Consider the following 12988-nt stretch of genomic DNA (forward strand, 5'->3'; position numbering starts at 1 on the left):
ATATGCGCGCCACGTTGATCGGGGATGACCCGAAAGACAAGCAGTATTGATGCGGGGTGGAGCAGTCTGGTAGCTCGTCGGGCTCATAACCCGAAGGTCGTAGGTTCGAATCCTGCCCCCGCTACCATCTTTTCAAGATTCGGTGAAGGTTTGCCGATATAGTAGCCTTGGGCATAAGCCACACCTAACTCCTCAAGTTTCCTCAGTGTTGCCTCATCTTCGACGAATTCTGCGATCGTCCGCATTCCGAACGCGTTGACCATTTTGTTCAGGCTCTCCACGAACACCTGATTGTCCCGATTGTTTTCCAGATCCAGAATGTAAGAGCCGTCCAGCTTGACGTAGCTCAACGGTAGCTTTTTCAGGTAGCTGAACGATGAGAAGCCAACCCCGAAATCATCCAGGGCAACCAGCACACCGGCCTCGTTGATCCGCTCCAGGTTGGTCAGGACCATCTGGAAGTTTTCGATGTAGGCGGTTTCGGTCAGTTCAACGATGACCGAACTTGGATCAACGCCGTGTTTGCGTACCAAGCTGATGATAATGTCGGGAAAACTGCTGGATTGCAGGGTAGGTGCGGAGACATTGATGGAGAAGCTCAATTGGTGTCCGGCCCTGCAGGTGGCGGCCAGCTTCTGAATGGCCTGGTCCATAACCCACTCGTCCACAAGGCGGATCAGCCCCATGCGTTCCGCAGCTGGAATGAAGTCGCTGGGGTAAACTGCATTGCCAGCCGTGTCTTTTAGTCTGAGCAATACCTCGTAATGGCTGACGGTCTCATTTTTGATGGCAAAAATGGGCTGGAAGTTAAGTTGAAACAAGTCATTGCGTTTCAGTGCCTGTTTCAACAGTGAGGTCAGATCGTGATCCCGCCGTAAATCCGCGAGGTCATTGCTCGCCGGGTCGAATACCTGCCATTGGTCGCCGCCCCTTTTCTTCGCCTGGTACATGGCCATATCGGCGTGGACGATGAGTTCCTGCTCGGTGGTGCCATGGGTAGGGATCATCGCTGCCCCTACGCTGACATTGTATTCAACAAACCGTTCTTCGCCCGGCAGCGGAAGCTGGCCGCTCAGTTGAACTGAAAGTTTTTGCAGCAACTTCTCGAGTTGGCCTGGCTCAATACCAGGCAGCACCACCGTAAACTCATCACCGGCCAAGCGGCTGATCGAGTCGGTTGACCGAACGCTGGCGCGCAGCGACTCGGCAATCTGAATCAGCACATTGTCGCCCACGGTGTGGCCGTACAGGTCGTTAATCTGCTTGAATCGATTGACGTCGATGAACACCACTGCGCCGGATTTCTGAGTGTCCAGTACCTTTTGTAGGTCGTGCTGAAAGCCTCGCCGATTGCCAATGCCGGTCAATGGGTCGTTATTGGCCAGCCACTCAAGCGCCTCTTCGTCCCGTTTACGCTGGGTCAGATCGATGCCGATGGCCAAGATAATGCGCCGGCCTTTCTCATCCTCGACGATGGAGCAGGTCCAATCGAGGTAGATCGGGAGTCCCTGATCGTTGGCGAACTCTGCATCTACTTGGATAACTTCGCATTTATCTTTTGCCAGCAGGTCTACACGTCGCTGGAACGTTTCTCGGCTATCACGAGACACAAACAGCTCGGTGAAATTGCTGATCGGACGCTTAAACTCCTTTTCGAACCGGGCATTGCTGGTAAGTATGGTGCCGTCCAGTCTTTGTGTTGCGATGAACAGGTGGGAGCTGTCGATCAGCCGCTCGAGAAAAGCCCGTGAGCGGGTGATGACGGCTATCTGTTCCTGCAGCGATTCGTTCTTGTCCTCCACCTCGATATGAAGGGCCTCCAGTTCGCGGGTGACGAACCTAGTGCTTTTTTCGAGTAACGACAGTTCGTCCTGCAAGTACACTGATCCGTGGCCAATTTTCTCGCTGGCTTCCCTGTACTGGTGTTTTGGCAGCAGGTTCAAAGCCTCAACCACAGAAAAAAGGCGGCGCAATGGGTTGAGCATGATCAAGATCAGAATGAGTTCAGACACAAGCAGGGCAAGTGCACCAATGAGTACGCTGATCTTTACCGAATTCACGAGGTTGTTGTGCTGCTGGGTTTCATTGCTGATGGCAAGGAATTCGGGGGCTTGTCCGTAGGCCCGGTAGTCAGTCAGCTGTAACCGGTTTAAAAGCAGTTTTTGGTTTTCGAAGTCCGATGAATCGCTATCATCAAGGGCTTGGAAAGCCGTCTTTTTCTGGATGGCTCGAAGCTGAGCAAGGGTTTGCTGGAACTGACTGGCAGCCCACAGACGCCGATTCCAGTCCTCCAGCGACCGGCTCGTATCCATAACAGGACTGGATTCAGGTTGTGACGGGAGCAGCACCGCCAGATCGTTATTGGAAACCTGTTGATAGCGTTGAATAATGTCAGCAATGTTCTGGCCCGTCAGGATCAGCGCTTCTGAGCCATCGCTGAGGACAAACGGTTCGATCACAAACTGGGAACAGCCAAAGCCACAGAAAAGGAATGACCGGGGTGCTTGTGTCCCATGTGCTTCCATGGCCTGAGAGATGGCGGTGTTCAGCTGTTTTTGATTTTGAAAGAGTAAGTGGCTAAAGGCAGAGCCTATGACTTCACCGTCGATCGAGTAGAGGCCGATGTAATCAATGCCGGTGTTGATGTTGAGTTTTATCCACTCGCTCTCCAGGTACTGCTGCAGAGCATCGCTGGTTCCTGACTGCTTGGCGAGCTGGATTTCCGGCATCTCAGCAATGAGCTGAGACAGCTGTGACAGACGGAGGAAATTGTCTTCCAGCAGCTGGGTGAGAATGGCTTGCTGGCGGGTTTGCAAATCCTCAAGTCGGTTATCGTAGGTGCTTATGGTCTTGTAAATGTGCTGACCGACCCAGACTCCGGTCAAGGAGATCAAAACCAGGCTCAGAAAGACAACGGCTTTCCATTTCAGGCTCAGGTACATAGACAGGTAACCGACGAATCAAAATTGGTAATTCAGCGACAGCACGTAGTAGTTCCAGTATTTTTCAATCTCTTCGTCCTCAATGCCGTTGTAGCTTGGCAGCCAGGCGGTACCCTCGTTGAAGCTAGCCTGGCCAACGATTGACCAGTCGTTCTTGAATTGCCATTTACCACCCACGGTCCACCCCTTACCAAATCCACGATACTGATTATTCGCGGTGGCGGAGCCCTCACCGGATCGATCATCATTATTCAGGTACAGCTCTTCGTAGCGGGTGAACCAGGAGGTTTGTGCCGATGCCAGCCACTCGAGCTGCAGGTAGTAGCCCTCTGTGGTTTGGCTTTGCGAAACATCCATACCGGCAAACTGGGCGGTGAGGTCGCTGTCAAGATTGAGATACTCGGCCGTGACAATCCAGCTTTCAAAACTGTATTGGGCCGAAAGGATGGCCAACAGACCCTCAATTTCTGAGCCTGTCACGTAGTTCAGTGGGTTGGCGATAAAATCACCCGGGTTACTCATCAGTGCAGCCTGGGCCTCGGCTACTGACAAGGTGTCTTCCAGCTCAATTTCCAGATCCACCAGGCTCATGCCCAGACGCAAATCCCGTTGGAACGATGGCACCAGGTTCACATTCAATATCCTGAGCGGAACTTTCTCGGCCTCGCCTCGGGGCAGGGGCTGTCCGAAGGCAAAGTATTCGAAGTCCTCGCTATCGATATTCCGTTGGCCGGCCGACAGCTCCCAGGTGATCAGGTTGTCCCTAAAAAGCGCGGAGCCGTAGAGGTTCACGCCGTCGATGGACAGGAGAGTATCCCGGAATGCGCCGAAGTAGATGGAGTCGGGCACGTTGTAACCGGGTCGGGCTGAAGGGATATCGCGGATGGCATTGTAGAAGCCGATATTATTCTTCACCCGGCCAGCTCGAACACCCAGGGATGCGCTCTGGTCGCTGAAGAGCAGGTAATCGGCCAGCAGGAAGTCAATCCGGACATCGCCATCGTCCGCCTGATCCTGTTGCCGGCTGAGCACCTGGCCTGCCAGCCGGAAATCTGGTGAAAACTCGGTGAAGCCGTTGATGCCGATTTCCCGGAACTTCAGTGAGCCGTTGTTGGCGTCGGTTCCCGCGTAAGGATTGTCCGGGCTGTACAGGTAGGCTTGATTCACAAATCCATGGATTTGGGAGGACTCGCCAAGTTCAATGGCAAACACCTGGGAGCTTGTGGCAAAGGCAAGAAACAAGAGTCCTTGTAGTAGTTTATTCATCGCTGGTCTCCTCCCAACACCTTCACTCCGTCTGTTGGGTACTCGTCAGAGACGTAGCCGATCGCCCCCTGAGTTGTCCGGATCATTTTCAACATCGCGTCCTCGGAATTGACCACGGTTGGCGCCTTGCCTGTGCCCGTGAACAGCATTCGGTTCCAGATTCGATCAAGCTGGTGAGTCTGTATTTGCAGATGATCAATCACGAATTTGCGGTGCAGACTGCTGGTGCTGGGCAGGATAAAAACCTGAATGGCCTGGCCATCCGGCCATTTTCTGATTTGCATGGCGAAAATCTGATTAAGGTAGGCGGAATCAAGGCTGGTGAATTCGACGCTTTGATTAAGCACGATTTTGGGGGCAGAGAGCGCCGCCTGAGTAAGTGTCAGCAAGGCGCCGAGCAACAGCCATCGGAGGCCGCGAGTGCGGGCCAGTGGTCGGTACGGTGAATCCATGTAAGAGCGTCGCGTTTTAGAACTTTTGCTTATTTGTAGTTCATCATTCCAAAAAATGCATTGAAATTCTGTAATTTTTTCCGTGTCTTGTGTGCTTTCCTGTAGTCGAGCTAGAGATTTTGCCGGGGCGGGATAAAGGCTGACAATCCTGCTTTTTCTAGTAGCGAGGCAAACCTCAGGGTTGTCAGGTCTCGGCCCGGGGCGCCGATGATCTGTATGTTGTAAGGCAAGCCGTCGGCCGAGACGCCCACTGGCACCGATGTGGCGGGCAGGCCGAGCAGAGTTGCCAGGGCAATCCAGCAGAACTGATCCATGTACGCCCGGGGTTGTCCCGCCACCATGATCCGACGCTTGAACACCGGCTGGCTGTGATCGTGCCGGATGGCGGTGGTAGGCGTTATTGGTGTGAGCAGCACGTCGAATTCCTCGAACAGTAGTTCGATTTCCGCCCGCATTTTTTCCCGCAGTTCGTTCCAGATGGCCCATTGGTGGGCTGCCTGATTCACGCCACGGCCGTATTCACCGACGAAGGCTGTCACGGGGCCGAAGAATTTCAGCCAGGGCTCCAGGCGGGCAATCCATTTCATCTGGCGGCGCTGCGAGGGTTTCAATGAAGTGGCGAGCAAGCTGCCCAGCAGATTGAAATAGGCGGGCAGTATGTGTTCAAGATTGAGCAGGCGATGGTTCGGTTCAGCCACCAGGGCTCCCAGGCCTTCAAGTTTGCCCGCCAGGTCCCGGTAGCCGGTACTGAGTTCATCCTCAATGGGGCACAGGGGGTCGTCCAGCCAGAGCCCAACCCGGGCCTGTGCCAGTGTTTCCAACTTAGCAGGCTCCATGGCCAGCGCCCAGCTGCGGGCATCGGCCGGCCGGGGTCCGGCAATAACGTTCAGCAGTAACTCCAGATCCTGGCTGCAGCGGGCCATGGGCCCGCCTACGGCCAGATCCGGTCGCGACTGGGTCCCGGGTGGCCCGGGGATATGGCCCCGCAGCGAAACCAGATCCCTGGTCGGTTTGTGGCCGAATACGCCGCAGAAATGCGCCGGTGTCCGAATAGAGCCGGCCAGGTCACTGCCCACTTCAAGCGGTGTCATGCCGCCGGCCAGTGCAGCGGCGGCACCGCCGGACGAGCCACCGGGGGAGTGGTCGGTATTGTAGGGGTTGTTGGTGACGCCAAAGAGCTTGTTGTAGCTCTGCAGATCGGTGGCATAGATCGGCACATTGGTCTTGCCGATGATAATGGCGCCAGCCGCTTCCAGACGTTGGGCAATGTCGGCGTGCTTTTCCGGCACGTGGGTTTGCAGCGCCGGTGCCCCGGCGGTGGTGGTCATGCCAGCCACTTCCCAGGTGTCCTTAAGGGTCATCGGCAGACCATGCAGCGGCCCGGTAGCCTGACCTGCTGCCCTCTGCTGATCCGATTCCCGGGCCCGGCTCAGCGCCCGTTCTTCGTCCAGAGTCACGACAGCGTTGATGCTGCCGTTTTGCTGGTGAATGCGTTCGAGCAACGCCTTGGTCAGGCTTTCACTGGTAAGGCGCCCGGCTTCCAGCTCAGACAGCAGCTCGTGGGCGGGTTGGTAATGCATCGAATCCATGGCGTATTGGCCTTAGTGTTTAAGACACCGAAAAGAATTGGGTGGTCAGGGCAGGTCTTCGCGCCAGTATTTCACGCGCACCTGGGCTTTGATGGCATCAATGATTTCGATCGTCAGGTTTATCAGGGCCTCGTTCTCGGTCTCGTCTGATTCCACTTGGTCCGGGCTCGGCAGGAACACGTTAACAATGTCTTCGATAAAGGCATGATTGGAAGCTGAAGCGAGATCCTCAAGGATTTGATGAATGACGTTGGCGACGATATCGCCCACTGCTTCCTCAAGGGTTTCCTGAATTGTCGGACCGACCACCGGCAGGAACTTCAGTCTGGACAATTCAAGGTTTTGCTTGAGTGCGTTATCCACACGATCCTCGAGGTAGCTGCGCAAGGCGCCCCGGTTCGGTACATACCCCACGTGGGCTGCCTCCGCGACGCGGGTGGATATCCAATCTGCGAGCATGGCCCGGCGAGGGTAGAGGATGTCCCGTTGGATCCTGTCGAACAGCGGAGAACCGCGTTTGACCTCCTGCTGCACACCGCTCAGCACCTTCAGAACGATGCGGTCCGACAGCTCTTCCATAAAAGCTTCGTAGTAGAAGTTTACGAAGCGGTAGAGCTTGGTGTTGGTGACATCAATGATCTTGTATTGATGCAGGCGGTAAATGATAGAGATGATCCGCAAAATCCGCAGGAAGCGCAGGCTGCCTACCGGAATACAGCCCACCAGGTCGTACCAGTGGATGAACGGATAAAAATACCAACGGTCATAGACCTTGGCTTTTACTGCGTAGCCCCAGCGAAGGAAAAATTCGCTCAGAAAAATCGACACGAAAATCATGTCATAGAAGATGAAGCGGTCGTGGATCGGGTGATAAAGGCGCTGAAAATCCGGGGTGTATTGCTTGAGCAGATCCTGAACCGCCACAAAGTTGTAGATAGAGTCCCAGATAATGAAGGCCAGGTTGATGATCAGCAGTCCCAGCATGACGAAGTCGACGATAAACCAGATCAGTTGGTGGCTGGACTTCAGGTTATCTCGATTGATGTGCAGCATTTAGGGCTTCCAGTTGCCGGTCAGGACGTTATAAGCTCCTGACAGATTAGCGTATTTGGGCCGTGACGACGACCGGGAGCGGATTAACTTGACCCCCTGTTGTTAAACTCTCACGCTTGAATGAACCATTGCTTATGATTCCAACTCTGAAACCGCCGGATGCTTTCTAGAAATCATGTTGTGACAACGGGCCGGCGCCGGCTTCTCGCACTTTTGATCTTGTGGTCGCCGTTGTTCGGTTGGGCTCAGCAGGTCGAGGTTCAGGTTGAGGGCGACTACCCCGCGCTCAAAGACAACGCCAGGGCCTTTATCGGCGGGGTTGAAGGGCGCACTGCCACCAACCTGCGGCGCTATGCTTCGACGGCCGTTGATCAGGCGAGCAAGGCATTGCGCGCTCTGGGCTATTATGAGCCCAGAATCAATTGGCGTGTGGAGGAGGGTGATTCCGACGACGGTGCCCGGCTGTTGTTGACGATCATCCCCGGTGAGCCAGTCCGGGTGACGTCTCGAACTGTGGAAATACGGGGCGCTGCCTCGACCGACAGCCAATTTACGGACGACCTGCCCAAGCCCCCGGCCGAGGGCGATATCCTTAACCATGGCGAGTACAACACTCTGCGCGACACTATCCAGACCCGTGCCCGTCAGCGGGGTTATTTCGACGGAAGCTTCGTAGAAAAAAGCCTGACGGTGAACCCTGAGGAGCGCACCGCCGAGGTGAGGCTGGTGTACGAGAGCGGTGAGCGATACCGGCTGGGGGAGGTCAGCTTCACCGAAGGGCATTATTTTGAATCCGATTTGCTCCATGATTTTGTCACCTTCGAGCCTGGCACCCCGTATCACACCGATAAAATCGCCGAGCTGAACCGGGACCTCTCCGGCAGCGGGTATTTTTCCGGGGTCGACATCGATGCCGTGCCAAACCAGGCCGTCGATGGCGTCATTCCCGTGAAGGTTACCGTGACCCGGCGCCCGCCTCGCTCGGTTGGTGTAGGTGTGGGCTTCTCGACCGATGTCGGGCCCCGGTTCCGAGCCAACTGGCGCGAGCATTGGATCAACCCCATGGGTCACAAGCGTGGCGCAGACACCGAGCTGTCCGTACCGCGCCAGAACGTGAGTGCCTGGTACGAACTGCCTCTGGAACCCCCCATGACCGATCTGATCCGGCTGACCGCCGGTTATCAGCGGGAAGATATTGAAAATGTGGAGTCGGAACTGCTGACGTTTGGCCAGCAGTGGCAACATGAGCTGGACAACGGCTGGCTTCAGGTGCTGTCCCTGCGCTGGGAGGGGGAGCGCTACAATATTGGCGATGAGGAGACCGGTACCAGTAGCCTGTTTTTGCCCGGGGCCGGTTATTCCAGGCGGTACGCCGACACGGCACTGGACCCGTCCAAGGGTTACCGCCTGCAGTTCGATGTCACAGGCGCCCATCGGTCGGTGTTGTCCACTGTGGACGTGCTGCACGCGAGTGCGTTAGCCAAAGGGCTGTATACCATCTTTGATAATCACCGGTTCCTGGGCCGCCTACAGGCCGGTGGCGTCGCCACCAACAGTTTCGAAGATGTACCGCCGTCGCTTCGTTTCTTCGCCGGTGGCGACCAGAGTGTGCGCGGCTATGGTTATGAAACCCTGTCGCCTGAAAACGAAAACGGCGTTCCGGTTGGTGGTCGTTTCCTGCTGGTGGGCAGTGTCGAATATCAGTACCAGTATGCCGACCAATGGCGAGCGGCGCTGTTCGTGGATCACGGCAATGCCGTTAACGATCTGTTCGATCCACTGGCGACCGGTGCTGGCATTGGTCTGCGCTGGGTAAGCCCGGTAGGGCCGCTGCGCCTGGATGTGGCGAAAGGCTTGAACCCGGAATTTGGCGGCGGCTGGCGTATCCACTTTTCCATGGGGCCTGAATTGTGACCAAACAGCGCGAACTGGGTGGCCCCGACCAGCAGGGTCAGGACACCGACACCCAGGATAAGGCTCGCCGATCCGGCTGGTTCTGGCTGCTGGTGGCTTTGGCCGTTCTGATCCTGTTGCCGGTGGTGCTTATGGTGGCAATCTTGCTGGCACTGAAATCAGAAACCGGCACCGCGTGGGTGATTGATCAGATCCCTGGCCTGGAGGTGACGGACGGCCGCGGCTCATTGCTTGGCCAATGGCAGGCGTCCGAGGTGGTCTGGCAGGGCTTTGGCGTGAATGTGGAAGTAGAGTCGGTGCTGATTGATTGGTCCCCCTCCTGCTTGCTGCAAACTCAGATTTGCCTCGATACCCTTCGGGCCAAGCGTCTGGACGTCCGGGTTCAGCCCTCGCCCGAGTCTGAAGAACCCTCACAAGGGCTAAACCTGCCGGGGTTCGAATTGCCGGTGGGGGTCCGCGTTGGCGAAGTCAATCTGGGTCCGTTCAGCCTGAATGGCAGCCGGGTCTGGGATCGACTGAAGTTATCGGCGGGCGGCTCCGGCGCCGACTGGCAGTTGGAGAGCGGTGTTTACCAACTTGGCGAGTACACGGTGACTGCCTCGGGCCGGGTGACAACCCGCCGCGACTGGCCCGTGGATCTCAATGTGCAAGCGACTCTGCCACCGCCGTCCGGTGATCAGTGGGTGGTGGACGTTAATTTGTCCGGCAGTGTCCGCGATCTCCGGGTGTCCGGACAAAGTCGCGGCTATCTGGACGCCACGCTGCAAGGCAAGGTGTCACCTCTGGATTCGACCCTGCCGGCCCGGCTTCGCATCAACTCAAAAAAGTTCAGGGTGCTGGATTCGGTGCCTGACACCCTGGTGTTGCAGGACTGGTTCGTGGAGGCCCAGGGCAGTCTGGCTTCGGGCTTTCAGACCCGGGGAGAGGCAACTTTGCCAAGTACTGAGGGGCCGGTCGCCCTCTCTCTGAGCGGTAAAGTCGACACTGAGTCCGCCACCGGCGTGAATCTGTTGTTATCGACTGGCACTTCGGAAGGCGCAGGGAAGGCAAACATTCGTGGGCAGGTAAGCTGGCTAAACGGACTGAAGGCCACGGCTGACCTGTCGCTCAACCGCTTTCCCTGGTATTCGTTACTGCCTGACCTTGATGAACCCGCAGTTTCTGTGAATCGGCTGAATGGCTCGGTGCAATGGTCAGATGGCCAGTATCAGGCCAGTCTGGAGGCAGATGTAGAGGGCCCTCAGGGCAAGGCAACGCTGTCATCGGAGGTAGATGGCGATCTGGGCAAGGTCACTTTGACCAACCTCAGTGTAAAAACGGAGGCGGGATCGCTCGCCGGTAAGGGTAAGGTGGCGTTCTCTGGCCCATTGTCCTGGCAGGCGGCGCTGAAGCTTAATGATTTCAACCCGGGCTATTGGCTTCCGATCCTCAGTGCCAGCCTCAGCGGGGACATTGAGACCGAGGGCCGAGTCCGGGAAGGCGACCTCCCTTTGGTACAGGCACGCTGGGATCTGGATGGGCAATGGCAGGACAAACCGGCCAGTGCACGCGGTACCCTGAATACCTCATCCGGGGCCTGGGAAGTTTCCGATGTTCAGGTGTCGGTTGGCGAGAATGAGCTGGCCGGTTCCGGTGTCTGGGGCAAGCGGCTTCGTGGCCAGCTCAATCTGGCATTGCCCGCGCCCGGTGACCTCCTGGCCGGCCTGGCCGGTCAGCTAAACGCAAAAATGAATGTCGCGGGTACACCGGACGATCCCACGGGCACACTGACGCTATCGGCGCAACAACTGGCCTGGCAGGACCGCGTGACCGTCGCCAATCTTGATGTTGATGCTGCCCTGAAATCCGGGCTCCGGGTTAATACGTCTATCCGGGCGAAACGCCTTGATGCCTCTGGGCAGAAGCTGGAGTCACTGGCGATTGATGTCTCGGGCACCCGGACGGAGCATCGGCTGGAAGCGCTGGTTGAACACGCCGAGGCTTCGGTGCGTCTGCTGTTTAGCGGTGGTTTTGACGGCGATGCCTGGACTGCCTGGCAGGGGGCGCTCGCCGAGGGGTTCATTGAGGTTCCGGAGCACGATCAGCGTTGGACGCTGCAAACGCCGGCGACACTGGCCTACACCGCAGAAGGTGAGCTCACGGTCGGCCAGCATTGCTGGCGCTGGCAGCAGAGCACTGTGTGTGCCGACGGTCAGACCATCCTGCCGACGCCCAGCCTGGCTTACCGCATAAACAACTTTCCGACCACGGCCTTGGATCCTTTGCTGCCTGAGCGCCTGCGCTGGCAAGGCCGCCTGAATGGCGAGATTGATGTCACTTTGCCAGACAGTGGCCCAACCGGGCAGATTACCATCGACGCTGGCAGTGGAGTATTTGAAGTTCAGGTAGATGAGGAGTGGGAGGCTCTAAACTACGACCGCTTCACCACCGTACTGGAGCTGAAACCTGAACAGGCCGATCTCGATGTCCGGCTTTCGGGGCCGAAACTGGGCGAGTTGTCGGTGCAGGTGGCGGTGGATCCCCGCTCGGCTGAACGCCGGTTGCAGGGGCAATACAGCCTCGCCGGGCTGGATATTTCCCTGGCGGGTATCTTTGCCGGCCTGGAAGAGGTGTCCGGCCAGATAGATGGTCAGGGCACCTTGTCCGGACCTCTGATGAAGCCGGCGGTGAAAGGCCAGTTAGACCTGACCAAGGGGCGTGTCGTTGACCCGACCTTGCCAATTCCGCTTGAGGACGTGACAATCAGTCTGGCGTTGAACGGATACTCGGCGGACATCAGTGGCAAAATTCGCAGTAATGACCGCAGTGAGATCACCTTGGAAGGGATGGTGGACTGGGCGGATGCTCCGAAAGGGCAGGTGAGGATTTCGGGTGAGCGGGTTCCGTTCAGCCTCGAGCCCTATGCTCAGGTTGAGCTGGCGCCCGATCTCACCATTGGATTCCAGCGCGGCGAACTTCGGGTTGCCGGTGAAGTGGGCGTGCCTCGCGGTAGCATTGAAATCAGGGGGCTGCCGGAGCAGGCGGTTACCGTCTCCGAGGACGAGGTGATCGTCGGGGTGGAGCGGGAAGAGCCGACTATCAAGAACCTGGATATGGATGTCACGGTAGTCGTCGGCGAAGACAAGGTCACCTTTGTTGCCTTTGGCGTAACTGGCGATCTTGAGGGCACGCTGCGGATTGGCAACAACCTGGACACCCGGGGCACCCTGAAGCTGGTCAACGGCAAATACGAGAAGTTTGGCCAGGAACTGGAGCTGCGCACCGCCCGAATTCTGTTCGTCGGGAATCTGACCCAGCCCTACCTGAACATCGAGGCGGTTCGCACCGTTGACACCGTGGTCGCGGGTATCCGGTTGACCGGGCCAGTCGACTCACCCAGCACCGAGGTTTTTTCCAGCCCGAGTATGCCTCAGACCGATGCTTTGTCTTACATCATTCTGGGGCGTGCCCCGCAAAGCCGTGGCGATGAGGGCCAGATGAGCGGTGCTGCGATCTCCCTGGGTCTGACCCAGGCCAACAAGGTGACTGGAAAACTGGGGGAGGAATTTGGAATCGACCGGTTGACGCTTGAGGCAGAAGGCAGCGGAGAACAGACGTCAGTGGTGGCCAGTGGCTACCTGACCGAGGAGCTCAGTGTCCGTTACGGGGTCGGGGTGTTCGAGCCGATCACCACCGTGGCCCTGCGTTATGATCTGGGCCGGTATTTCTATCTGGAAGCGGCCAGTGGCCTGGCCGCTTCTCTGGATATCTTTTACACCCGGGATTACTGAAT

At 57.2% G+C, this 12988-nt stretch carries 8 protein-coding genes, 1 tRNA gene and 1 pseudogene; 4 read left to right on the plus strand and 6 right to left on the minus strand.

Annotated features, from left to right (window positions below; all coding sequences use genetic code 11):
* The first annotated feature begins 50 nt into the window (after positions 1-50).
* Positions 51-127, plus strand: a tRNA-Met gene (locus tag FGO67_RS08540).
* Here the strand turns inward: FGO67_RS08540 and FGO67_RS17355 are convergent.
* Positions 84-1985, minus strand: coding sequence for a putative bifunctional diguanylate cyclase/phosphodiesterase (locus FGO67_RS17355; protein ID WP_420844513.1), 1902 nt, complete (start codon positions 1983-1985; stop codon positions 84-86). The genes FGO67_RS08540 and FGO67_RS17355 overlap by 44 nt on opposite strands.
* On the opposite strand from FGO67_RS17355, the gene FGO67_RS08555 reads away from it, so the two are divergent.
* Positions 1890-2144: a hypothetical protein gene (locus FGO67_RS08555; protein ID WP_203300313.1), complete on the plus strand. Its 255-nt coding sequence runs from the start codon at positions 1890-1892 to the stop codon at positions 2142-2144. The genes FGO67_RS17355 and FGO67_RS08555 overlap by 96 nt on opposite strands.
* Before the next feature lie 171 nt (positions 2145-2315).
* Here the strand turns inward: FGO67_RS08555 and FGO67_RS17360 are convergent.
* The 5 genes and pseudogenes from FGO67_RS17360 to FGO67_RS08580 all read right to left on the minus strand — a co-directional run.
* Positions 2316-2942, minus strand: a pseudogene (locus FGO67_RS17360) (cache domain-containing protein); the annotation flags it as partial.
* An 18-nt stretch (positions 2943-2960) separates the two neighbouring features.
* Positions 2961-4208 (minus strand): hypothetical protein, encoded by a 1248-nt coding sequence (locus FGO67_RS08565; RefSeq protein ID WP_203300314.1) that lies wholly within the window; start codon positions 4206-4208, stop codon positions 2961-2963.
* Positions 4205-4660 carry a type 2 periplasmic-binding domain-containing protein gene (locus FGO67_RS08570; protein WP_203300315.1) on the minus strand — a complete coding sequence of 152 codons (456 nt, stop codon included), beginning with the start codon at positions 4658-4660 and terminating at the stop codon, positions 4205-4207. Before FGO67_RS08570 ends, FGO67_RS08565 begins: the two co-directional genes overlap by 4 nt.
* Positions 4661-4770: 110 nt before the next feature.
* The gene (locus FGO67_RS08575) at positions 4771-6249 is read right to left on the minus strand and encodes an amidase (protein ID WP_203300316.1); all 1479 of its coding nucleotides are present in this window, start codon (positions 6247-6249) and stop codon (positions 4771-4773) included.
* Positions 6250-6294: 45 nt separating this feature from the next.
* Positions 6295-7302, minus strand: a complete 1008-nt coding sequence (locus FGO67_RS08580; RefSeq protein ID WP_203300317.1) for a hypothetical protein — start codon at positions 7300-7302, stop codon at positions 6295-6297.
* A gap of 159 nt (positions 7303-7461) precedes the next feature.
* Here FGO67_RS08580 and FGO67_RS08585 point away from each other — a divergent pair, with 159 nt between their 5' ends.
* A complete protein-coding gene (locus FGO67_RS08585) occupies positions 7462-9216 on the plus strand; it encodes an autotransporter assembly complex protein TamA (protein WP_203300318.1) in 1755 nt (584 codons plus the stop codon).
* Positions 9213-12986 carry a translocation/assembly module TamB domain-containing protein gene (locus tag FGO67_RS08590; RefSeq protein ID WP_338039546.1) on the plus strand — a complete coding sequence of 1258 codons (3774 nt, stop codon included), beginning with the start codon at positions 9213-9215 and terminating at the stop codon, positions 12984-12986. Before FGO67_RS08585 ends, FGO67_RS08590 begins: the two co-directional genes overlap by 4 nt.
* Positions 12987-12988 lie beyond the last annotated feature (2 nt).

Origin of the sequence: Marinobacter sediminum, from assembly GCF_016820575.1 — a bacterium.
Classification (GTDB): Bacteria; Pseudomonadota; Gammaproteobacteria; order Pseudomonadales; family Oleiphilaceae; genus Marinobacter; species Marinobacter sediminum.